Source organism: Paenibacillus mobilis, from assembly GCF_058267595.1.
The window spans coordinates 33,776-53,805 of the sequence record NZ_JBZCMS010000018.1 but is presented as its reverse complement, the minus strand read 5'-3'; the positions used below and the strand labels follow the sequence as shown (position 1 = coordinate 53,805).

The window sequence follows — 20,030 nt, the reverse complement described above, 5'->3', positions numbered from 1 at the left end:
ACGGACATTTTTAATGATTTAAATTTGTCCCTTCCATCTCTATTGCATCATACTCTACACTCCACAACATTAATCCTCTACTCTCCGCAGTTGGGCCCGCCGCTTTGCGGTCTACCGCTTCAAGAATCGTTTTCATGTCCTCGGGCCTGCGTTTCCCTTCGCCTACCTCAAGCAGAGTGCCGACGATAATGCGAACCATATGCTGGAGGAATCCATTTCCAGTGAGCATAATATGAATGATACCCTGCTCTTTAGAGCCAGAATATAGAGGGGAGGTATCCACTTCAAGCGCAGCCTCATAAATGGTGCGGATATGGCTGGCCTTGGTGGAGTGCCGCGAAGCAAACGAAGTGAAGTCGTGTGTACCAACAAGATAACTGAGTCCTTGACGCATGGCTTCCGTATCCAGCACGCCGGGATGGTGGACCTGATAATTCCTCCAGAACACGTCAGGCACCCGGTTACCGTTAATTGTATATCGGTAGGTCTTCCTTTTAGCTGAGCGTCTGGAATGGAAATCAAGCGGAACTTCGATAACATCAATAATCCGGATGTCCGCAGGCAAACGACCGTTTAAGGCCATACGCCAACGTTCAAGAGGAATTTTAGACGAGGTAATAAAATGAAAAGGCTGCCGGCGAGCATGCACACCGGCATCTGTCCGGCCGGACCCGTGGATCTTGATGCTTTCGCCTGTCAAACCTTTTATCGCCTCTTCTAAGCAATCCTGTACCGTATTTCCTCCCGGTTGTGTCTGGAAACCATAATAGTTCGTGCCGTCATAAGAGACTGTCATCAGTAAATTACGCAACTTGTTGTCCTCCACATTTTGTTCATCCTCGTTTTTGGAGGGAGTTTAAACAGAAAAACTCTCCGATAGCTGAGCCATACGGCAGCCGCTACAGAGAGTTTATCATCACAGCCAGGTTAAAAAGGTAACCTTATGCGCGGTCAACCAGTTCCAAATAAACGATTGGAGCTGCGTCACCACGACGAGGTCCCAGTTTAAGGATACGAGTGTATCCGCCTGGACGTTCGTTGTAACGAGGTGCGATTTCAGCGAAAAGCTTTTGGATTGCATCCTGCTCTCCGTCGATGGATTCGCGACGAACGTAAGCTGCAACTTGACGACGAGCGTGCAAGTCACCACGTTTTGCTTTTGTAATCAGTTTCTCGGCGATCGAACGAACTTCTTTAGCTTTAGCTTCAGTAGTTTCGATACGCTCGTACAAGAACAAATCTGTTACCAGGTCGCGAAACAAAGCTTTACGAGCGCTGGAGTCGCGTCCCAACTTTTGGTATGCCATCTGTTTTTCCCTCCCTTGTCAAAAGCTTAGACAGACGAGTCTTAGTCTTCCGAACGGAGACCAAGTCCGAGCTCTTGAAGCTTCTCTTGAACTTCTTCCAAAGATTTGCGACCAAGGTTACGCACCTTCATCATATCTTCTTCCGTTTTCGTAGTAAGCTCCTGAACGGTATTAATGCCTGCACGTTTCAAGCAGTTATAAGACCGAACCGAGAGATCGAGTTCTTCAATCGTCATCTCAAGCACTTTTTCTTTCTTGTCTTCTTCCTTCTCGACCATGATCTCTGCATCCTTGGCTTCGTCAGTCAAACCAACGAACAGATACAGATGCTCGGTAAGAATCTTGGCTCCAAGACTTACCGCTTCTTCCGGACGAATGCTTCCGTCCGTCCAAACTTCCATGGTGAGTTTGTCGTAATTCGTCACTTGTCCGACACGTGTGTTCTCGATCACGTAGTTCACACGGGAAATCGGCGTATAGATCGAATCGACAGGAATGACTCCGATCGGCTGATCTTCACGTTTGTTCTTGTCGGCCTGTACGTAACCGCGTCCGCGGTTTGCAAAGATACGCATATGAAGTCTGGATCCCGGTCCCAGTGTTGCAATATGAAGATCCGGATTCAGAATTTCAACGTCGCTATCCGCACGAATATCACCTGCAGTGACAACGCCCTCGCCCTCAGCATCGATTTCGAGCACTTTCTCCTCGTCCGAATGAATTTTGAGCGAGAGAGCTTTCAGGTTCAGAATGATTTCCGTAACGTCTTCCTTTACGCCAGGAATCGTTGAGAATTCATGAAGAACACCATCGATTTGAACCGAAGTTACCGCAGCACCCGGGAGAGAGGACAACAGAATGCGCCGAAGCGAGTTGCCCAATGTCGTGCCATACCCGCGTTCAAGCGGTTCTACCACGAATTTCCCATAGGTGCCGTTTTCGTTAACATCTACGGTTTCAATTTTTGGCTTTTCGATTTCTATCACTGCATTACCCTCCTTCGAAGCGTCGCTCCTAATGAAACTCTACCTGTGAGTTAAGTTCATGTAGTATGCCTAAACATCCATTGTTACCAAATACTGATGCCGTTATACCACACTAAAGGCTGGCTTCAATTAGACACGACGGCGTTTTGGAGGACGGCACCCGTTGTGCGGGATTGGAGTTACGTCTTTAATCATGTTAACCTCGAGGCCTGCAGCTTGAAGCGAGCGGATCGCAGCTTCACGGCCGGCGCCAGGACCTTTAACCATAACTTCGACGGTTTTCATGCCATGTTCCATTGCAGCTTTAGCCGCAGATTCTGCAGCCATTTGCGCAGCAAATGGAGTCGATTTCCGGGAACCTTTGAAACCGAGACCGCCTGAGCTTGCCCAAGAGATCGCGTTTCCATGCGGATCGGTAATCGTTACAATCGTATTATTGAAAGTGGAGCGGATATGTGCCACACCAGATTCAATATTTTTACGGTCACGACGTTTAGTACGTACGACTTTTTTTGGTTTTGCCATTGTCTGTTATCCCCCCTTCTTATTTCTTCTTGTTCGCTACAGTACGACGAGGACCTTTGCGAGTACGAGCATTGGTCTTAGTACGTTGTCCACGAACAGGCAGGCCACGACGGTGACGAACACCGCGATAGCATCCGATTTCAATCAAACGTTTAATATTTAAGGAAATTTCACGACGCAGGTCGCCTTCTACTTTAACCGTTTTGTCGATCGTTTCACGTAATTTGCCCACTTCATCTTCCGTCAAATCCCGAACGCGAGTGTTCGGGCTGATGCCTGTTTCAGCCAAAATTTTCTGGGAAGTCGTCTTACCGATTCCGAAAATATAAGTCAAGGCGATCTCAACGCGTTTATCACGTGGCAAATCCACACCAGCAATACGTGCCATTTTACGCTACACCCCCTTCTTAATTAACCTTGTTTTTGTTTGTGCTTAGGATTTTCACAAATTACCATAACGTTGCCTTTGCGGCGAATGACTTTGCATTTTTCGCAAATTGGCTTCACAGAAGGTCTTACCTTCATTTTAATTACCTCCTTAAAGCGAGCCTTATGAGGCTTCATGAAAGCCCAACTTTATTAGTATACCACAATTCTATGGAAAAGCGGTAATGGAATCTATTTACGGTAAGTAATACGGCCTTTCGTCAAATCGTAAGGCGACAATTGTACGACCACTTTATCCCCTGTCAGAATACGGATGAAGTGCATCCGCAGCTTACCGGAAACATGGGCAAGGATTTGGTGACCATTCTCAAGCTCTACCTTAAATGTTGCATTCGGCAGCGGTTCGATAACCGTACCTTCGACTTCAATGACATCTTCTTTAGCCAAAGTCAGTCTCCTTTCTCTTCGGTTCTAGTATCGGTGAATTGTTTGAACGATATAACCGCATGACGCAATTTCCCGTTCGTGACCCGACCGTTTTCATTTAAACTGTTAACAACCTCTTCACTGATCCAAGACATCAGTTCCAGATGCTGCAGGTTCTTGCGTTTGGCCTGATCAAACTTGCGTTTGTCGCCATCGGCAATCCGGACGAATTTATCATCCACCCGTTCAACGATTACGCCGATGGAGCCGGCGTCTTTCCCCTTCAGCACTTTGACCAGCTGCCCGATCTGCCCAGCTCTGTAATCTACCAAATACCCCACCTACTAAGCATTCAGCTTTGTGAGTATTTCCATACCATCCTTCGTCACAGCAACCGTGTGTTCGAAGTGCGCGCACAGAGATCCATCCACTGTAACGACAGTCCAATTGTCTTCAAGCGTTCTTACATAACGCTTTCCGGCATTGACCATCGGTTCGATGGCAAGAGCCATGCCTGGCTTCAATCTTGGTCCGCGATCAGGAACCCCATAGTTCGGAATTTGCGGTTCTTCATGCAGCTCCGTGCCAATGCCGTGACCGACATACTCACGTACGACCGAAAAACCTTCTTTCTCAATATAGGTCTGAATCGCATGAGAAATTGTAAACAAGCGGACATCCGGCTTCACAAGCTCAAGACCGGCATACAAAGAGCCTTCTGTTACATCAAGAAGCTTCTGAGCTTCATCCGAGATGCGGCCGACCGGATAGGTCCAGGCAGAATCCCCGTGATAACCACGGTACTCAGCACCGATATCGAATGTGACAATGTCGCCTTCGTTTAATTTACGCTTGCCGGGAAATCCATGCACCAATTCTTCGTTAACCGAAGCGCAAATGCTGTAAGGAAAACCGTTATAGTCTTTAAAAGATGGCACTGCGCCTTGACTGCGAATGTATTTGTCGGCAATCTGATCAAGTTCCCCCGTCGTAATGCCCGGCTCGATCGCTTGAGCCAAGATCCGGTGCGTTTCCGCTACGATCCGCCCTGCTTCTCGCATAAAGCCCAGTTCCGTTTCGGATTTAATAATGATCATTAACCTAACCTCGCAATAAAGATACGATTTCTTCCGATACCGTACCAATTTCCTGTTCGCCGTCTACTTCACGCAGTGAACCTTTAGCTTCGTAAAACTTGAGGAGTGGTGCTGTTTTGTTGATATATTCGTCGAGTCGAGTACCTACGCTTTCTTCATTATCATCCGAACGCTGGTACAACTCACCGCCGCATTTATCACAAACACCTTCCTGTTTGGGAGGATTAAAGATCACATGATAAGTGGTACCGCAATTTTTGCAAATGCGGCGTCCAGTCAGACGCGCCAGCAATTTATCACGGTCTACTTTCAGGTTAATAACATGATCCAGGCTGCGGCCTTGTTCGGAAAGCAGCTCTTCCAGAGCTTCCGCTTGTGAAAGAGTTCTTGGAAAACCGTCCAAGAGAAAACCTTTTTCACAATCGGGCTGCTGCAAACGCTCGCGAACAATCCCCACGGTCACATCATCAGGCACCAGCAGGCCTTGATCGATATACTCTTTGGCTTTGAGGCCAACAGGCGTCCCTTGTTTGATCGCCAGGCGAAACGCATCGCCCGTAGAAATATGAGGAATGCCGAATGTACCGACAATGACTTCAGCTTGTGTTCCTTTTCCTGCTCCAGGAGGTCCCATGAATAAAATGTTCATGCTTTATCGCTCCCTCTCTGACTAACAGATGCTGCATGAAACAGCACGAAAGGCGCCAGGCGAGATCATCAAGCACAATCCCGATCCTGGAACCTGTCGCCTACTTCTTAATAAATCCTTTGTAATGCCGTTTGATCAATTGGCTTTCGATCTGCTTCATCGTATCCAGTGCTACACCAATGACGATCAGCAGCGAAGTACCTCCGATTTGCACCGACTGCGGGAGTCCAGCCAAAGCTCCGAATACGACCGGAAGGATAGAGACCACAGCCAGGAAAAGCGCACCGGTCATTGTCAAACGGGACATAACCCGAACCAAGTACTTCTCCGTCGTTTTACCCGGACGGATGCCCGGAATATAACCGCCGTTTTTCTTCATCTGATCCGCCATTTGAGTAGGATTCATCTGAACGAAGGTGTAGAAGAAGGTAAAGCCGATGATCATGATAACATACAATACGATACCAAGCGGATCGCTGGTTCTCAAATGCGTGGTAATCCACCGTGCCCAAGCGTGTGTCGACCAGAAGTTCGCGATAATAACCGGGAACTGCAGGAGCGATACCGCAAAGATTACTGGAATAACGCCAGCCGCGTTAATTTTCAGCGGGATATGCGTATTTTGTCCGCCATACATTTTGTTGCCAACTACACGTTTAGCATATTGTACCGGAATTTTACGAATGGCCTGTTGAATAAATACAACACCGATAACGATCAGAACACAAATGACCAGAATGATCACTGTTTTCATTGCATTATAGAAGGTTTGGCCATCTTTGATGAAATCAGATTGAGCTACCGATTGGATGTGCTGCGGAATGGCAGCCACGATACCGGCAAAGATGATAATCGAGATCCCGTTGCCGATGCCTTTTTCGGTAATCTGCTCACCCAGCCACATCAGGAACGAAGTACCTGCCGTCAACACAATTGCAATCAGAAGATAGTCGACAAACGTAGCGTTTGGTACCATCTCCGTGCCATACAGGCGGTTAAACCCGATAGCCATCGCAAACGATTGAATCAGACCAAGAACAACCGTACCGTATCTGGTAAGCTGAGCTGATTTCTTCTTCCCTTGCTCACCTTGCTTTGCCCATTCAGCCAACTTCGGAATGACATCCATGGAAAGCAGCTGTACGATGATCGATGAAGTAATATACGGCATGATTCCGAGGGCAAAGATCGAAAAGTTCTTCAATGCGCCTCCGGAAAAGGTGCTCAAAAGCCCGAACAATTCACTGCCGGCATTATTCGTGGAGTTAAACACATCTTTATTAACGCCCGGTACCGGTACGAATGTACCGATCCGGTAAATAATAAAGATAAATAATGTAAACAGGATCCGGTTACGGAGTTCCTTAACATGCCATATATTCTTAACCGTCTTAAACATTAGATCACCTCGGTTTTACCGCCGGCAGCCTCGATCTTCTCTACCGCAGATTGAGAGAACTTGTTAGCTTTAACAGTCAGCTTAACAGTGATTTCGCCGTTGCCCAGGATTTTGATTCCGCTTTTTGCGTCTTTCACAATCCCTTGTGCAAACAACAGCTCAGGAGTCACTTCAGTATCCGCAGCAAAGTTGTTCAGAGTTTCCAGATTCACAATCGCATACTCTTTACGGGTAGGATTGACGAAACCACGTTTAGGCAAGCGACGATACAATGGGTTTTGACCACCTTCGAAGCCAGGACGCACGCCACCGCCGGAACGGGCGTTTTGACCTTTGTGACCACGGGAGGAAGTTTTACCCATACCGCTACTTGTACCACGACCAACGCGTTTGCGTTCTTTACGGGAACCAGGAGCTGGAGAAAGTTCATGTAACTTCATCGTTCGTTGCACCTCCTTAATAAAATGTCAGTAATTCTATGAAGATTAGTCTTGAAGTTCTTCAACTTTAACCAGGTGAGTTACATGGTTGATCATGCCACGGATGGCAGCATTGTCTTCATGAGTCACGGTCTGGTTGATTTTGCGAAGACCCAAAGTATTAACAGTTGTACGTTGGTTCTCCGGACGGCCGATCAAACTCCGTACGAGGGTAATTTGAAGTTTTGCCACTTGGATTCCCTCCTTAACCGAGAAGTTCTTCGACGGTTTTACCGCGTAATTTCGCCACATCTTCAGCGCGTTTCAGACGGGACAAGCCCTCCAAAGTAGCGTTGACCATGTTGATGGAATTCGAAGAACCTAAAGATTTTGTCAAAATGTCGCCTACACCAGCTAGTTCAAGAACCGCACGAACCGGACCACCAGCGATTACCCCAGTACCTTCGGATGCTGGTTTCAGCAATACGCGGCCAGCGCCGAAGTGACCAGTTACAAGGTGAGGGATCGTTGTACCCACGAGTGGTACATGAACCAGGTTTTTCTTAGCATCTTCGATGCCTTTACGGATCGCATCTGGAACTTCGCCAGCTTTACCGATACCAGCGCCTACCCAGCCTTTGCCGTCGCCGACAACTACCAGTGCGCTGAAGCTGAAGCGACGTCCGCCTTTAACTACTTTAGCTACGCGGTTAATGTTTACAACTCTTTCAGTCAGTTCAAGAGTATTCGGATCTACACGCAAGTCGTTTACCTCCTTTTAAGAATGTCTTAGAATTCAAGGCCTGCTTCGCGGGCTGCGTCTGCCAGCGCTTGAATACGTCCATGGTACAAGTATCCTCCACGGTCAAATACCACAACTTTAACGCCTTTATCTTGAGCACGTTTAGCGATTAAAGAGCCAACTTTACGAGCGGACTCAACGTTTGCTCCATTGCCGATTTCAGAAGCCAGTTCTTTGTCAACCGTAGAAGCGGAAGCCAAAGTTACGCCTGCCACGTCATCGATCAATTGTGCATAGATGTGTTTCTCGGAACGGTAAACGTTCAATCTTGGACGCTCAGCAGTTCCTTGAACTTTCTTGCGCACACGCAGATGTCTTTTCAAACGCGCTTTGTTTTTATCACCTTTTGTAATCATGAGTCTCATTTCACTCCTTTCGGATTACGATGCAAGCATACTAACATTAAAAAGCCAGAGGGGGCCGCGGTAAAGAAGATTATTTCTTCTTACCAGCTTTACCCTCTTTGCGGATGATACGTTCGCCTTCGTATTTGATACCTTTGCCTTTGTATGGCTCTGGTTCGCGTACGGAACGGATTTTAGCAGCGTAAGCACCTACGCGCTCTTTGTCGATGCCTTTAACGATAATCTTCGTGTTAGAAGGAACTTCAAACTCGATACCGTCTTCCGGCGTGATTTCAACTGGATGGGAGTATCCTACGTTAAGTACGATTTTTTTGCCGGACAAGCTTGCGCGGTAACCGACACCCACCAGTTCAAGGTTTTTGGAGAAACCTTCAGTTACACCACTTACCATGTTGTTTACAACACTGCGTGTTGTACCATGAAGGGAGCGATGCAATTTATTATCAGAAGGACGTTCAATGTTGATGACGTTGCCCTCAACCACGACCTTCATGTCTCTATGAAGTTCACGAGTCAAGGATCCTTTAGGACCTTTAACCGTAATAACCGTGTTATTCAGTGTGACATCCACACCACTTGGTACTGTAATTGGTTTGCGACCAATACGGGACATTTTGTGCACCTCCTTGTTATGTGACGTTTATTACCAAACGTAGCAGACAACTTCGCCGCCGGCTTTGGACTGGCGAGCTTCTTTGTCGGTCATAACACCTTTCGATGTCGAGATAATCGCGATTCCCAAACCGCCGAGTACGCGAGGAACTTCATTGCTCTTCGTGTAAACGCGCAGACCTGGTTTACTGATTCTTTTCAGACCAGTAATAACACGCTCGTTGTTAGGGCCGTATTTCAAGAAGATACGGATCATCCCTTGTTTGTTGTCGTCGATATATTCCGCGTCGCGGATAAAACCTTCACGCTTCAAAATCTCAGCGATTTGTTTTTTAATCGTCGATGCAGGCAATTCTACAGTTTCATGACGCACAGTGTTGGCGTTACGAATACGTGTAAGCATATCTGCAATAGGATCTGACATAGTCATTCGTGTAAACCTCCTTCCCGGTCTCGATAATTACCAGCTTGCTTTTTTCACGCCAGGGATCTGGCCTTTATAAGCTAATTCACGGAAACAAATTCTGCAAATTTTGTACTTTTGCAGGACTGAATGTGGACGACCACAACGTTCGCAACGAGTATAAGCTCTTACTTTGAACTTAGGCGTGCGTTGTTGTTTTACTTTCATCGAAGTTTTAGCCACTTTAGCCTGACACCTCCCAAATATTTTCGGAGAATCTTGAATTTATTACTTAACGAAAGGCATTCCCAGTTGAGTCAACAATTCACGGGATTCTTCATCCGTTTTGGCCGTAGTTACGATAACGATGTCCATACCGCGTACTTTATCAACTTTATCATACTCGATCTCAGGGAAAATCAGTTGTTCCTTGAGGCCCAGTGTGTAGTTGCCGCGACCGTCGAACGCTTTGTTCGATACGCCGTGGAAGTCACGAACGCGCGGAAGAGTTACGTTGAACAATTTGTCCAGGAAGTAGTACATGCGCTCGCCGCGAAGAGTAACCTTTGCGCCGATAGGCATGTTTTCGCGAAGTTTAAATCCGGCAATGGATTTTTTCGCTTTTGTGATAACTGGCTTTTGACCAGCGATCAGTTCCAATTCAGCTACAGCTGCGTCAAGCACTTTCGAGTTGGAAACCGCGTCGCCAACACCCATATTAATAACGACTTTCTCGATTTTAGGCACTTGCATAACTGTTGTATAGTTAAACTTTTGAACCAAAGCAGGTGTTACTTCGTTCAGATAACGTTCTTTAAGTCTTGCTGCCATGAATGGTGTTCCTCCTTTCTTACGTAAGTGAATTAATCGATCACTTCTCCGGATCTTTTAGCTACACGCACTTTTTTGCCGTTGTCCAATGTTTTGTAACCGATACGGGTTACTTTTCCGCTCTTAGGATCAACATGCATTACGTTGGAAACGTGGATCGGAGCTTCTTTCTCGATGATTCCGCCTTGCGGGTTCAGTTGGTTAGGCTTTTGGTGTTTCTTCACCATGTTCACACCTTCAACCAGAACGCGGTTCTCACGAGGGTAAGCAGCGATGACGCGGCCTTTTTTACCTTTGTCTTTACCGCTGATCACGATAACAGTATCTTCTTTTTTCACATGAAGTTTATTGTTATGAGACTCCAAAATCTTTTTAAGTCTAGGCATCTATTACACCTCCAATTTATCGGGGTCCCCGAAGCATTTGGCTAAAGCCTTGAAAGCACAGCCGAAACTTTGGGGTGTTGATTAGATAACTTCCGGAGCCAAGGAAACGATTTTCATGAAATCCTTGTCACGAAGTTCGCGAGCAACTGGTCCGAAAATACGAGTACCGCGTGGGCTCTTATCTTCTTTAACAACAACCGCTGCATTTTCGTCAAACGCGATATAAGATCCGTCTTTACGACGAACGGAACGTTTAGTACGAACAACAACCGCCTTAACAACATCGCCTTTTTTGACAACGCCGCCTGGTGTTGCTTGTTTTACAGAACAAACGATCAAGTCACCGATTTGAGCTGTACGACGTCCAGTACCGCCCAGAACGCGGATACACATCAATTCCTTCGCGCCGGAGTTGTCAGCAACAGCCAAACGTGTAAATGGTTGAATCATTGAAATTTCCTCCTTTCGGTTAAGCTACCGTGCAATCAGATAATAACCGCTTCTTCAATAACTTCAGCAAGTCTCCAGCGTTTGTCTTTGGACAACGGGCGAGTTTCAACGATTCTTACAACGTCGCCGATTTTAGCCGTGTTGTTCTCGTCATGCGCTTTGAACTTTTTCGTATATTTAATACGTTTGTGATACAAATCATGCTTTTTGTAAGTTTCAACAGCTACTACGATGGTTTTATCCATTTTGTCGCTGACTACTTTGCCAATTTGCACTCTGCGGGCATTACGTTCGCTCATGGTTGGCCTCCTTCCTGAGTTCGGGTGCTGCTACCTGCAGCAAGTATCTTAACTGGAAATCCCAAGTTCTCTTTCACGTAAAACGGTTTTAGCACGAGCTATTTCTCTGCGCACGTCACGGATCCGAGTCGGGTTATCAAGCTGACCTGTAGCCAATTGAAAACGGAGGTTAAAGAGTTCTTCTTTAAATCCGGCAATCTTTTGTTCGATCTCAGCAGTGGTCAAGTTGCGAAGTTCATTAGCTTTCATTTGCTTCACCACCCAATTCTTCACGTTTCACAAACTTTGTTTTGATCGGCAGTTTGTGGGCGGCAAGACGCATCGCTTCACGAGCGATTTCTTCCGATACACCAGCAAGTTCAAACAGGATTTTACCTGGTTTAACAACTGCGACCCATTTTTCTACGTTACCTTTACCGCTACCCATACGAACCTCGAGAGGCTTTTGAGTGATCGGTTTGTCAGGGAAAATTTTAATCCATACTTTACCGCCACGTTTGATGTAACGAGTCATCGCGATACGCGCTGCTTCGATCTGACGGTTAGTGATCCATGATGGTTCTGTAGCTTGCAGGCCGAATTCGCCGAAGTTCAGTTCAGTGCCGCCTTTAGCTTGACCTCTAAGACTACCGCGTTGTTGTTTGCGGTGTTTTACACGTTTTGGTACCAACATGATTAGTTGCCTCCTTCCTGAGCAGCTTGTTTCTTAGCCGTAGGAAGAACCTCTCCACGATAGATCCATACTTTTACGCCGATGCGGCCATAGGTTGTATGAGCTTCAGCCGTTCCATAGTCGATGTCGGCACGAAGCGTATGAAGTGGAACAGTTCCTTCACTGTAGCCTTCTGTACGAGCAATTTCAGCACCGCCAAGACGACCGCTGACTGCTGTTTTAATTCCTTTTGCACCAGAACGCATAGTTCTTTGAATCGCTTGTTTCAGAGCACGACGGAAAGAAACGCGACGTTCCAATTGTTGTGCAATGCTTTCAGCGACAAGAATCGCGTCAAGATCTGGAGTTTTGATTTCGGAAATGTTGATGTGAACTTTTTTGCCGCCAGCGATTTTAGTAATTTCATTGCGCAGGTTCTCAACTTCGGAACCGCCTTTACCAATTACCATACCTGGTTTAGCAGTGTGGATAGTTACGTTCACACGGTTAGCCGCTCTCTCGATTTCGATGCGAGATACAGCGGATTCTTTCAATTTATTTTTCAGGTGTTCACGGATTTTCACGTCTTCCAGAAGAAGATCGCCGAAGTCCTTCCCTGCGTACCATTTAGATTCCCAATCACGGATAATACCTACCCGCAATCCGACTGGATTTACCTTTTGGCCCACACGTTTTCCCTCCTTATTTTTCAGATACCACCAATGTGATGTGGCTGGTGCGTTTGTTGATGCGGCTTGCACGACCCATAGCCCGCGGACGGAAACGTTTCATCGTTGGTCCTTGGTTTACGTAAGCCTGCGTAATCACCAATTTATTAACGTCCATAGAATAGTTGTGCTCAGCGTTTGCGATAGCCGAGTTCAGCAACTTTTCTAAGATCGGAGAAGCTGCTTTAGGAGTATGGCGAAGGATTGCGATAGCCTCGCCCACTTTCTTACCGCGAATCAAGTCAACAACGAGTTGAGCTTTACGCGGAGCGATGCGGATCATATTAGCATGTGCTTTTGCTTCCAATTTCGTAACCTCCTCTCATAAAGAAGAACTTAAATTAACGTCTTGTTTTCTTGTCGTCGTCCGTATGTCCTTTGTACGTACGTGTTGGCGCGAATTCGCCAAGTTTATGTCCAACCATATCTTCCGTTACGTAAACCGGTACATGCTTGCGGCCGTCGTAAACGCCGAAAGTGTGTCCGATGAATTGCGGGAAAATCGTGGAGCGACGGGACCAAGTTTTGATGACTGCTTTCTTGCTGGAAGCTTCCATCTCTTCAACTTTCTTGAGCAGGTACCCATCGATGAAAGGTCCCTTTTTCAAACTGCGACTCATAGGTTAAATCCTCCCTTCGAAACAACTTCAGATGATGTCGAACCGTTCCCACCGCGAAGTTATGCGTAGAAACGCATTACTTCGTACGGCGGCGAACAATATATTTATCAGAAGCTTTTCCTTTTTTACGCGTTTTGTAACCAAGGGTTGGTTTGCCCCAAGGAGACAATGGAGATTTACGACCGATTGGAGCACGACCTTCACCACCACCGTGTGGGTGATCGTTAGGGTTCATTACAACACCGCGGACTTCAGGACGTTGTCCGAGCCAGCGGCTGCGTCCAGCTTTACCGATTTTAACGAGCTCGTGGTCTTCGTTACCTACGGAGCCGATAGTAGCGCGGCAAACTTTAAGAATTCTGCGAACCTCGCCGGAAGAAAGGCGAACGGTTACGTATTTTTCTTCTTTACCGAGCAATTGAGCTTCTGTCCCGGCAGCACGAACGAGTTGTCCGCCTTTACCTGGTTTCAGCTCGATGTTGTGGATAACTGTACCTACTGGAATGTTTTCCAAAGGCAGCGCGTTACCGATTTTGATGTCAGATCCAGGACCGGAAATGACTTGGTCGCCCACTTTCAAGCCTTTAGGAGCGAGGATGTAACGTTTTTCGCCGTCCACATAGTGGATCAATGCGATGTTGGAAGTACGGTTCGGATCGTATTCGATTGTAGCAACGCTACCTGGAATGCCGTCTTTGTTCCGTTTAAAGTCGATAATGCGGTATTTACGTTTGTGTCCGCCGCCATGGTGACGAACCGTAATTTTACCTTGGTTGTTGCGGCCAGCAGTTTTGCTCAGCGGCGCAAGCAAAGATTTCTCCGGTACATTTGTTGTAATTTCTTCAAATGTAGAGACGGACATAGCACGTCTTGCCGGGGACGTCGGTTTATACTTTTTGATTGGCACTGTGTTTCCCTCCTAACTTAAAGAAATGTTATACCGATTCAAAGAACTCAAGCGGTTTGCTGTCTGCAGTCAGGGTTACGAATGCTTTCTTCCACTCGGAAGTGTAACCAGAATGACGTCCATACCGTTTAGGCTTCGCAGGAACGCGCAAAGTGTTTACATTCTTAACTTTGACTTTGAAGATCGCTTCAACAGCTTGTTTGATTTCGGTTTTGTTGGCACGAATGTCAACTTCGAAAACGTATTTCAAGTCACCCATATATTCAGCAGTACGTTCTGTGATTACAGGACGTTTGATAATATCACGAGGATCTTTCATTACGCGAGCACCTCCTCTACCTTCTGAACTGCTTCTTTCGTAATGATCAGCTTGTCGTATGTCAGGACATCAAGAACATTGATGCCATCAGCTGCAACAAACTTAACCCCTGGAATGTTACGAGCGGAGAGCGCTACGTTATCGTCATAGCTAGGAGCTACAACCAAAGCTTTGCGGTCCACTTTCAGGTTGTTAAGAATCGCTGCGAACTCTTTCGTCTTAGGCGCGTTAAGCGTCAAGGCGTCAAGTACGATAATTTCGTTGTCGATCACTTTCGAAGAAAGCGCGGATTTGATAGCCAAACGACGAACTTTCTTAGGCAGTTTGAAAGAATAGCTGCGTGGAGTTGGGCCGAAGACCACACCACCACCTACCCATTGTGGGGCACGAATGGAACCTTGACGTGCGCGGCCAGTACCTTTTTGTTTCCAAGGTTTACGTCCGCCGCCGCGTACTTCAGAACGTCCTTTTACTTTGTGCGTGCCAAAACGAAGAGAAGCGCGTTGCATAACTACTGCATCGTGCAGAACATGTGTGTTCGGCTCGATACCGAATACAGCATCGTTCAATTCAACTTCGCCCACTTGGCTGCCACTTACATTATAAAGTGCTACTTTAGGCATTTTGTGTTCCTCCTTTCTTCAGTCGATTATTTCTTAACCGTTTCTTGAATTTTAACGAAACCGTTCTTAGGACCTGGAATGGATCCTTTTACAAGCAGAACGTTACGTTCTACATCAATTTTAACAACTTCAAGGTTTTGGATCGTTACTGTCTCGTGACCCATATGTCCTGGAAGGTGTTTGCCTTTAGGAACACGGTTCGCTTGGATAGAACCCATGGAACCTGGTCTGCGATGGTAACGGGAACCGTGAGCCATTGGTCCGCGGCTTTGTCCCCAACGTTTGATAACGCCGGCAAAACCTTTACCTTTAGAAATACCTGTTACGTCAACGAATTCGCCTTCTGCAAAGACATCAGCTTTAACCTCTTGGCCAACTTCATATCCTGCAAGATCAACACCGCGAATTTCACGAACGTAGCGCTTAGGTGTAGAGTTAGCCTTTTTGGTATGCCCTACTTCAGGTTTGTTTGCTCTTTTTTCTTTCTTATCGGAGAAGCCGAGCTGAACTGCTTCATAACCGTCGTTCTCAACATCTTTCTTTTGAAGAACTACGTTCGGACCTGCTTCGATTACCGTTACAGGAACCACGTTACCTTCTGCAGTAAACAACTGGGTCATTCCAAGTTTTTTACCTAAGATACCTTTCATGTTGACACCTCATTCCCTTTACTAATTGACTTACTTCAAAAATTACAATTTAATTTCGATATCCACACCCGACGGCAGATCCAAGCGCATCAAGGCATCCACAGTTTGTGGAGTCGGATTAACAATATCGATCAAACGTTTATGAGTACGTTGTTCGAATTGTTCCCGGGAATCCTTGTACTTGTGTACCGCACGGAGAATTGTAACAACTTGCTTCTCAGTTGGAAGCGGAATCGGCCCGGATACACCAGCACCGGAACGTTTTGCAGTTTCAACGATCTTCTCAGCGGATTGATCAAGAATTCTGTGGTCGTAAGCTTTCAAACGAATACGAATTTTTTGCTTTGCCATTTTAGTCCCTCCTTCTATCGCCCAATTTAGTATCGGACATACTCCGTGAAAATTTTCTGACCGCCGCCCCATGGCAAAGGGGCCGGGTGTGTCAGTAACCTCTCACATCATCGCAACGTCACAGAACAACATTCATTATTATATAGAAAAGTTAGGCCTTATGCAAGCTTATTTTAAAAAAAGCTGAATAATTATCGAAGCTAAATATTGCCGGTATTTCTGAACGAAATTAAGCTTCACAAACGCTTTATTTCCCGACCCTATATATAGTAAAAAGTCATTTATTCCAGCGTCCGGAATCTTGCTTCATCCATAAAAAATCCGGCGCCGCCAAAGCGACACCGGATTCTCTAACTTGCGTTCACAGCACATTGTTACTCTTCACAGCACATTGTTGCTTTATAAAAGATAAGGTTAATCAACCTTATTATTTGGAGATTGTAGCTACGGAACCCGCACCTACTGTACGTCCGCCTTCACGAATGGAGAACTTAGTTCCTTCTTCGATCGCGATTGGGGAGATCAGGGTTACAGTTACAGTGATGTTGTCACCAGGCATAACCATTTCAGTACCTTCTGGCAGGCTGATAACGCCAGTTACGTCAGTTGTACGGAAATAGAACTGTGGACGGTAGCCAGTGAAGAAAGGCTTATGACGGCCACCTTCTTCTTTAGTCAAAACGTATACTTGAGCTTCAAACTCAGTGTGCGGTTTAACGGAAGCTGGTTTAGCCAATACTTGACCACGTTCGATTTGGTTACGGTCAACACCACGAAGCAGTGCGCCGATGTTGTCGCCGGCTTGAGCGGAGTCCAGCAATTTGCGGAACATTTCCACGCCAGTTACAACGGATTTTTTAGTTTCTTCGTGGATACCCACGATTTCGATTTCGTCGCCGACTTTAACAGTACCGCGCTCTACACGACCTGTAGCAACTGTACCACGGCCAGTGATGGAGAATACGTCCTCGACAGGCATCAAGAACGGCTTGTCAACTTCACGTTCTGGCAATGGGATGTAAGTGTCGATAGTTTCGAACATTTCGACGATTTTTTGAGCCCATTCGCCGTCTGGGTTTTGCAGAGCTTCACGAGCGGAACCACGAGTGATTGGAGTATCGTCGCCTGGGAAGTCGTATTCGGACAACAGGTCACGTACTTCCATTTCAACCAGTTCCAAAAGCTCTTCGTCTTCTACCATGTCGCATTTGTTCAAGAATACAACGATGTAAGGAACGCCTACTTGGCGGGACAACAGGATGTGTTCGCGAGTTTGCGGCATTGGGCCGTCAGCTGCGGATACAACCAGGATCGCGCCGTCCATTTGGGCAGCGCCGGTGATCATGTTTTTAACATAGTCGGCGTGTCCTGGGCAGTCAACGTGTGCATAGTGACGAGCAGGAGTTTCATATTCTACGTGAGCTGTGGAGATTGTGATACCACGTTCGCGTTCTTCTGGAGCTTTGTCGATTTGGTCGAAAGCTACAGCTGCGCCACCGTATTTTTTGGACAATACAGTTGTGATAGCAGCAGTCAAAGTTGTTTTACCATGGTCGACGTGACCGATAGTACCGATATTAACGTGCGGTTTATTACGTTCGTATTTAGCCTTAGCCATTTTAAACAATTCCTCCTCAAATTTAAGGTTTGTTATGTTAGGTCAGAACGAAGGAGCCGCTATGGGCACTTCCGCTCCAACAGGTAAAACGATTATTCTCCGCCTTTGTTCTTGGAGATGATTTCTTCAGCGATGTTCTTAGGAACTTCTTCATAGTGGGAGAGTTCCATGGAGAATACGCCGCGTCCTTGAGTACCGGAACGGAGTGTTGTGGAGTAACCGAACATTTCAGAGAGAGGTACTTTTGCACGGATAATTTGAGTACCGCCACGAGTGTCCATACCTTCGATACGTCCACGACGGGAGTTCAGCATACCCATAACATCGCCCATGTACTCCTCAGGCACTGTTACTTCTACTTTCATGATTGGCTCAAGCAATACAGGCTTACATTTGTCCTTAGCCGCTTTAAGCGCCATGGAGCCTGCAATCTTAAACGCCATTTCACTGGAGTCGACATCATGGTAAGAACCGTCTACGATAGTGGCTTTAACGTCTACAACCGGGAAGCCGGCGAGCATACCATTTTTCATAGCTTCTTCAATACCTTGTTGCGCCGGTCCAATATACTCTCTTGGTACGGAACCACCAACGACTTTACTTTCGAATTGGCTGCCTGTTCCTGCTTCGAGAGGTTCGAATTCAACCCAAACGTGACCGTATTGACCACGACCACCGGACTGACGAACAAATTTACCTTCAACGCGCGCAGGCACTGTAATCGTTTCCCGGTAAGCAACCTGTGGTTTACCCACATTAGTTTCTACCTTGAACTCACGGCGCATACGGTCGATGATGATATCCAGGTGAAGCTCACCCATACCAGCCAGAATAGTTTGACCTGTTTCTTCGTCTGTATGAGCCCGGAGCGTAGGGTCTTCTTCTGTCAGTTTGCCGAGAGCAACGCCCATTTTATCTTGGTCAGCTTTGGTTTTAGGCTCAACTGCGATTTCGATAACCGGATCCGGGAAGTTCATGGATTCCAAGATTACCGGATTCTTCTCATCACAAAGTGTATCACCTGTACCTGTATCTTTCAAACCTACCGCTGCCGCGATGTCACCAGCGTATACTTCGCTGATTTCTTGACGGCTGTTAGCGTGCATCTGAAGGATACGGCCGATCCGTTCGCGTTTGCCTTTTGTAGCATTCAATACGTAAGAACCGGATTGCAAGATACCGGAATATACGCGGAAAAATGTCAACTTACCTACATAAGGGTCAGTCATGATTTTAAATGCCAAAGCCGAGAACGGCTCTTCGTCAGAAGAATGACGAATCGCTTCTGTACCGTCTTCAAGGTGACCCTTGATATCCGGAACGTCCACTGGAGCTGGCAAGTAATCGATAACAGCGTCCAGCATCAGCTGAACCCCTTTGTTGCGATAAGAGGAACCGCAGATGACTGGGAAGATTTTAACTTCAACAACACCTTTACGGAGTGCCGCTTTCAGTTCTTCGACTGTGATTTCCTCGCCCTCGAGGTATTTCATAGTCAATTCTTCATCCAGTTCAGCTACTTTCTCAACCAGTTCGTTACGAAGCTCTTCGACTTGGTCGAGGTATTGTTCCGGAATTTCTACTTCTTCGATATTTTGACCCAAATCGTCTTTATACATATACGCTTTTTGGCCAACAATATCGATGATGCCTACGAAGTCATTTTCTGCACCGATAGGCAGTTGGATTGCAACTGCATTCGCTTGCAGACGATCGCGCATGTCCTTAACTACGTTCAGGAAGTCGGCACCGATAATGTCCATTTTGTTGACATAAGCGATCCGTGGAACGCCATAACGGTCAGCCTGTCTCCATACTGTTTCAGACTGCGGCTCAACGCCTTCTTTAGCACTGAAAACGCCTACGGCCCCGTCCAATACACGGAGGGAACGTTCAACTTCTACAGTGAAGTCAACGTGTCCCGGAGTATCAATGATATTGACGCGGTGACCTTTCCATTGAGCCGTTGTAGCGGCGGAAGTAATTGTAATCCCGCGCTCCTGCTCTTGTTCCATCCAGTCCATTGTCGCAGCGCCTTCGTGAACTTCACCGATTTTGTGCGTACGGCCTGTGTAGAACAAAATACGTTCAGTGGTAGTGGTCTTACCGGCGTCAATATGCGCCATGATACCGATGTTACGTGTATTTTTCAAGGAGAACTCTCTTGCCATGAATGGGATCTCCCTTCAAAATTGAAGTATTGGTCTTACAAGCCGAAT

34 protein-coding genes are annotated in these 20,030 nt (G+C 46.6%); all 34 read right to left on the bottom strand.

From position 1 onward, the window contains the following. Positions 1 to 10 precede the first annotated feature (10 nt). The 34 genes from truA to fusA all read right to left on the bottom strand — a co-directional run bounded on the left by truA (position 11) and on the right by fusA (position 19,982). Complete coding sequence (gene truA / locus AC3ZPD_RS22025) at positions 11 to 811, bottom strand: tRNA pseudouridine(38-40) synthase TruA (protein WP_490986390.1); 801 nt, start codon at positions 809 to 811, stop codon at positions 11 to 13. Between the two features lie 130 nt (positions 812 to 941). Beyond that, on the bottom strand, positions 942 to 1,307 hold the full coding sequence (gene rplQ / locus AC3ZPD_RS22020; RefSeq protein WP_068698191.1) for a 50S ribosomal protein L17: 366 nt from the start codon (positions 1,305 to 1,307) through the stop codon (positions 942 to 944). 41 nt (positions 1,308 to 1,348) lie between these two features. Next, on the bottom strand, positions 1,349 to 2,293 hold the full coding sequence (locus AC3ZPD_RS22015) for a DNA-directed RNA polymerase subunit alpha (protein WP_490986389.1): 945 nt from the start codon (positions 2,291 to 2,293) through the stop codon (positions 1,349 to 1,351). 129 nt (positions 2,294 to 2,422) lie between these two features. Beyond that, positions 2,423 to 2,818 (bottom strand): 30S ribosomal protein S11, encoded by a 396-nt coding sequence (rpsK, locus tag AC3ZPD_RS22010; RefSeq protein WP_009226663.1) that lies wholly within the window; start codon positions 2,816 to 2,818, stop codon positions 2,423 to 2,425. A 19-nt stretch (positions 2,819 to 2,837) separates the two neighbouring features. Next, positions 2,838 to 3,206, bottom strand: coding sequence for a 30S ribosomal protein S13 (gene rpsM / locus AC3ZPD_RS22005; RefSeq protein WP_068698195.1), 369 nt, complete (start codon positions 3,204 to 3,206; stop codon positions 2,838 to 2,840). 23 nt (positions 3,207 to 3,229) lie between these two features. Further along, on the bottom strand, positions 3,230 to 3,343 hold the full coding sequence (rpmJ, locus tag AC3ZPD_RS22000; protein WP_003333770.1) for a 50S ribosomal protein L36: 114 nt from the start codon (positions 3,341 to 3,343) through the stop codon (positions 3,230 to 3,232). A 93-nt stretch (positions 3,344 to 3,436) separates the two neighbouring features. Continuing rightward, positions 3,437 to 3,652 (bottom strand): translation initiation factor IF-1, encoded by a 216-nt coding sequence (gene infA / locus AC3ZPD_RS21995; RefSeq protein ID WP_006212898.1) that lies wholly within the window; start codon positions 3,650 to 3,652, stop codon positions 3,437 to 3,439. 2 nt (positions 3,653 to 3,654) lie between these two features. Then, positions 3,655 to 3,963 (bottom strand): KOW motif-containing protein, encoded by a 309-nt coding sequence (locus AC3ZPD_RS21990; protein WP_490986388.1) that lies wholly within the window; start codon positions 3,961 to 3,963, stop codon positions 3,655 to 3,657. 12 nt (positions 3,964 to 3,975) lie between these two features. After that, positions 3,976 to 4,728 (bottom strand): type I methionyl aminopeptidase, encoded by a 753-nt coding sequence (gene map, locus AC3ZPD_RS21985; RefSeq protein WP_490986387.1) that lies wholly within the window; start codon positions 4,726 to 4,728, stop codon positions 3,976 to 3,978. A 4-nt stretch (positions 4,729 to 4,732) separates the two neighbouring features. After that, positions 4,733 to 5,377, bottom strand: coding sequence for an adenylate kinase (locus AC3ZPD_RS21980; RefSeq protein WP_490986386.1), 645 nt, complete (start codon positions 5,375 to 5,377; stop codon positions 4,733 to 4,735). A gap of 100 nt (positions 5,378 to 5,477) precedes the next feature. Then, a complete protein-coding gene (gene secY, locus AC3ZPD_RS21975; RefSeq protein ID WP_490986385.1) occupies positions 5,478 to 6,776 on the bottom strand; it encodes a preprotein translocase subunit SecY in 1,299 nt (432 codons plus the stop codon). Continuing rightward, positions 6,776 to 7,216, bottom strand: a complete 441-nt coding sequence (gene rplO, locus AC3ZPD_RS21970) for a 50S ribosomal protein L15 (RefSeq protein ID WP_068698206.1) — start codon at positions 7,214 to 7,216, stop codon at positions 6,776 to 6,778. The genes secY and rplO overlap by 1 nt, the downstream gene beginning before the upstream one ends. A gap of 45 nt (positions 7,217 to 7,261) precedes the next feature. Then, positions 7,262 to 7,447: a 50S ribosomal protein L30 gene (rpmD, locus tag AC3ZPD_RS21965; RefSeq protein WP_094094340.1), complete on the bottom strand. Its 186-nt coding sequence runs from the start codon at positions 7,445 to 7,447 to the stop codon at positions 7,262 to 7,264. Between the two features lie 13 nt (positions 7,448 to 7,460). Then, positions 7,461 to 7,958, bottom strand: coding sequence for a 30S ribosomal protein S5 (gene rpsE / locus AC3ZPD_RS21960; protein WP_044482508.1), 498 nt, complete (start codon positions 7,956 to 7,958; stop codon positions 7,461 to 7,463). Between the two features lie 26 nt (positions 7,959 to 7,984). Continuing rightward, the gene (gene rplR, locus AC3ZPD_RS21955) at positions 7,985 to 8,353 is read right to left on the bottom strand and encodes a 50S ribosomal protein L18 (RefSeq protein WP_083180377.1); all 369 of its coding nucleotides are present in this window, start codon (positions 8,351 to 8,353) and stop codon (positions 7,985 to 7,987) included. Positions 8,354 to 8,432: 79 nt separating this feature from the next. Next, positions 8,433 to 8,975, bottom strand: a complete 543-nt coding sequence (gene rplF, locus AC3ZPD_RS21950) for a 50S ribosomal protein L6 (protein WP_490986384.1) — start codon at positions 8,973 to 8,975, stop codon at positions 8,433 to 8,435. Between the two features lie 30 nt (positions 8,976 to 9,005). After that, on the bottom strand, positions 9,006 to 9,404 hold the full coding sequence (gene rpsH / locus AC3ZPD_RS21945; RefSeq protein WP_094094342.1) for a 30S ribosomal protein S8: 399 nt from the start codon (positions 9,402 to 9,404) through the stop codon (positions 9,006 to 9,008). A 30-nt stretch (positions 9,405 to 9,434) separates the two neighbouring features. Beyond that, positions 9,435 to 9,620, bottom strand: coding sequence for a type Z 30S ribosomal protein S14 (locus AC3ZPD_RS21940; protein ID WP_009226651.1), 186 nt, complete (start codon positions 9,618 to 9,620; stop codon positions 9,435 to 9,437). A 45-nt stretch (positions 9,621 to 9,665) separates the two neighbouring features. Beyond that, entirely contained in the window at positions 9,666 to 10,208 is a 543-nt protein-coding gene (rplE, locus tag AC3ZPD_RS21935; protein ID WP_490986383.1) for a 50S ribosomal protein L5, read from the bottom strand. Between the two features lie 32 nt (positions 10,209 to 10,240). Beyond that, the gene (gene rplX, locus AC3ZPD_RS21930) at positions 10,241 to 10,594 is read right to left on the bottom strand and encodes a 50S ribosomal protein L24 (RefSeq protein ID WP_068698219.1); all 354 of its coding nucleotides are present in this window, start codon (positions 10,592 to 10,594) and stop codon (positions 10,241 to 10,243) included. 81 nt (positions 10,595 to 10,675) lie between these two features. Next, positions 10,676 to 11,044 carry a 50S ribosomal protein L14 gene (gene rplN, locus AC3ZPD_RS21925; RefSeq protein ID WP_068698221.1) on the bottom strand — a complete coding sequence of 123 codons (369 nt, stop codon included), beginning with the start codon at positions 11,042 to 11,044 and terminating at the stop codon, positions 10,676 to 10,678. A gap of 35 nt (positions 11,045 to 11,079) precedes the next feature. Further along, entirely contained in the window at positions 11,080 to 11,343 is a 264-nt protein-coding gene (gene rpsQ, locus AC3ZPD_RS21920) for a 30S ribosomal protein S17 (RefSeq protein WP_094094344.1), read from the bottom strand. A gap of 48 nt (positions 11,344 to 11,391) precedes the next feature. Beyond that, positions 11,392 to 11,592, bottom strand: coding sequence for a 50S ribosomal protein L29 (rpmC, locus tag AC3ZPD_RS21915; protein WP_068698224.1), 201 nt, complete (start codon positions 11,590 to 11,592; stop codon positions 11,392 to 11,394). Then, positions 11,582 to 12,016 carry a 50S ribosomal protein L16 gene (rplP, locus tag AC3ZPD_RS21910; RefSeq protein ID WP_068698226.1) on the bottom strand — a complete coding sequence of 145 codons (435 nt, stop codon included), beginning with the start codon at positions 12,014 to 12,016 and terminating at the stop codon, positions 11,582 to 11,584. The genes rpmC and rplP overlap by 11 nt, the downstream gene beginning before the upstream one ends. A gap of 2 nt (positions 12,017 to 12,018) precedes the next feature. Beyond that, positions 12,019 to 12,684: a 30S ribosomal protein S3 gene (gene rpsC, locus AC3ZPD_RS21905; RefSeq protein WP_094094345.1), complete on the bottom strand. Its 666-nt coding sequence runs from the start codon at positions 12,682 to 12,684 to the stop codon at positions 12,019 to 12,021. 13 nt (positions 12,685 to 12,697) lie between these two features. Then, positions 12,698 to 13,030, bottom strand: a complete 333-nt coding sequence (gene rplV / locus AC3ZPD_RS21900) for a 50S ribosomal protein L22 (RefSeq protein WP_094094346.1) — start codon at positions 13,028 to 13,030, stop codon at positions 12,698 to 12,700. A gap of 34 nt (positions 13,031 to 13,064) precedes the next feature. After that, positions 13,065 to 13,343, bottom strand: a complete 279-nt coding sequence (gene rpsS, locus AC3ZPD_RS21895) for a 30S ribosomal protein S19 (protein WP_094094347.1) — start codon at positions 13,341 to 13,343, stop codon at positions 13,065 to 13,067. 76 nt (positions 13,344 to 13,419) lie between these two features. Beyond that, positions 13,420 to 14,250, bottom strand: coding sequence for a 50S ribosomal protein L2 (rplB, locus tag AC3ZPD_RS21890; protein WP_490986382.1), 831 nt, complete (start codon positions 14,248 to 14,250; stop codon positions 13,420 to 13,422). A gap of 28 nt (positions 14,251 to 14,278) precedes the next feature. Beyond that, positions 14,279 to 14,569 (bottom strand): 50S ribosomal protein L23, encoded by a 291-nt coding sequence (rplW, locus tag AC3ZPD_RS21885; RefSeq protein ID WP_068698236.1) that lies wholly within the window; start codon positions 14,567 to 14,569, stop codon positions 14,279 to 14,281. Further along, complete coding sequence (gene rplD / locus AC3ZPD_RS21880) at positions 14,569 to 15,192, bottom strand: 50S ribosomal protein L4 (protein WP_068698238.1); 624 nt, start codon at positions 15,190 to 15,192, stop codon at positions 14,569 to 14,571. Before rplD ends, rplW begins: the two co-directional genes overlap by 1 nt. A 26-nt stretch (positions 15,193 to 15,218) precedes the next feature. After that, complete coding sequence (rplC, locus tag AC3ZPD_RS21875) at positions 15,219 to 15,842, bottom strand: 50S ribosomal protein L3 (protein WP_490986381.1); 624 nt, start codon at positions 15,840 to 15,842, stop codon at positions 15,219 to 15,221. Between the two features lie 42 nt (positions 15,843 to 15,884). Then, positions 15,885 to 16,193, bottom strand: a complete 309-nt coding sequence (rpsJ, locus tag AC3ZPD_RS21870; protein WP_068698242.1) for a 30S ribosomal protein S10 — start codon at positions 16,191 to 16,193, stop codon at positions 15,885 to 15,887. A 427-nt stretch (positions 16,194 to 16,620) separates the two neighbouring features. After that, positions 16,621 to 17,811, bottom strand: coding sequence for an elongation factor Tu (gene tuf, locus AC3ZPD_RS21865; protein WP_490986380.1), 1,191 nt, complete (start codon positions 17,809 to 17,811; stop codon positions 16,621 to 16,623). A 92-nt stretch (positions 17,812 to 17,903) separates the two neighbouring features. Continuing rightward, on the bottom strand, positions 17,904 to 19,982 hold the full coding sequence (fusA, locus tag AC3ZPD_RS21860) for an elongation factor G (protein ID WP_490986379.1): 2,079 nt from the start codon (positions 19,980 to 19,982) through the stop codon (positions 17,904 to 17,906). Positions 19,983 to 20,030 lie beyond the last annotated feature (48 nt).

Coding starts and splice junctions, on each gene's coding strand:
- rplQ (WP_068698191.1), bottom strand. CDS start 1,307: ATGGCATACCAAAAGTTGGGACGCGACTCCAGCGCTCGTAAAGCTTTG.
- rpsK (WP_009226663.1), bottom strand. CDS start 2,818: ATGGCAAAACCAAAAAAAGTCGTACGTACTAAACGTCGTGACCGTAAA.
- rpsM (WP_068698195.1), bottom strand. CDS start 3,206: ATGGCACGTATTGCTGGTGTGGATTTGCCACGTGATAAACGCGTTGAG.
- rpmJ (WP_003333770.1), bottom strand. CDS start 3,343: ATGAAGGTAAGACCTTCTGTGAAGCCAATTTGCGAAAAATGCAAAGTC.
- map (WP_490986387.1), bottom strand. CDS start 4,728: ATGATCATTATTAAATCCGAAACGGAACTGGGCTTTATGCGAGAAGCA.
- AC3ZPD_RS21980 (WP_490986386.1), bottom strand. CDS start 5,377: ATGAACATTTTATTCATGGGACCTCCTGGAGCAGGAAAAGGAACACAA.
- secY (WP_490986385.1), bottom strand. CDS start 6,776: ATGTTTAAGACGGTTAAGAATATATGGCATGTTAAGGAACTCCGTAAC.
- rplO (WP_068698206.1), bottom strand. CDS start 7,216: ATGAAGTTACATGAACTTTCTCCAGCTCCTGGTTCCCGTAAAGAACGC.
- rplR (WP_083180377.1), bottom strand. CDS start 8,353: ATGATTACAAAAGGTGATAAAAACAAAGCGCGTTTGAAAAGACATCTG.
- rplF (WP_490986384.1), bottom strand. CDS start 8,975: ATGTCCCGTATTGGTCGCAAACCAATTACAGTACCAAGTGGTGTGGAT.
- rpsH (WP_094094342.1), bottom strand. CDS start 9,404: ATGACTATGTCAGATCCTATTGCAGATATGCTTACACGTATTCGTAAC.
- rplE (WP_490986383.1), bottom strand. CDS start 10,208: ATGGCAGCAAGACTTAAAGAACGTTATCTGAACGAAGTAACACCTGCT.
- rplX (WP_068698219.1), bottom strand. CDS start 10,594: ATGCCTAGACTTAAAAAGATTTTGGAGTCTCATAACAATAAACTTCAT.
- rplN (WP_068698221.1), bottom strand. CDS start 11,044: ATGATTCAACCATTTACACGTTTGGCTGTTGCTGACAACTCCGGCGCG.
- rpsQ (WP_094094344.1), bottom strand. CDS start 11,343: ATGAGCGAACGTAATGCCCGCAGAGTGCAAATTGGCAAAGTAGTCAGC.
- rpmC (WP_068698224.1), bottom strand. CDS start 11,592: ATGAAAGCTAATGAACTTCGCAACTTGACCACTGCTGAGATCGAACAA.
- rplP (WP_068698226.1), bottom strand. CDS start 12,016: ATGTTGGTACCAAAACGTGTAAAACACCGCAAACAACAACGCGGTAGT.
- rpsS (WP_094094347.1), bottom strand. CDS start 13,343: ATGAGTCGCAGTTTGAAAAAGGGACCTTTCATCGATGGGTACCTGCTC.
- rplW (WP_068698236.1), bottom strand. CDS start 14,569: ATGAAAGATCCTCGTGATATTATCAAACGTCCTGTAATCACAGAACGT.
- rplD (WP_068698238.1), bottom strand. CDS start 15,192: ATGCCTAAAGTAGCACTTTATAATGTAAGTGGCAGCCAAGTGGGCGAA.
- rplC (WP_490986381.1), bottom strand. CDS start 15,842: ATGAAAGGTATCTTAGGTAAAAAACTTGGAATGACCCAGTTGTTTACT.
- rpsJ (WP_068698242.1), bottom strand. CDS start 16,193: ATGGCAAAGCAAAAAATTCGTATTCGTTTGAAAGCTTACGACCACAGA.
- tuf (WP_490986380.1), bottom strand. CDS start 17,811: ATGGCTAAGGCTAAATACGAACGTAATAAACCGCACGTTAATATCGGT.
- fusA (WP_490986379.1), bottom strand. CDS start 19,982: ATGGCAAGAGAGTTCTCCTTGAAAAATACACGTAACATCGGTATCATG.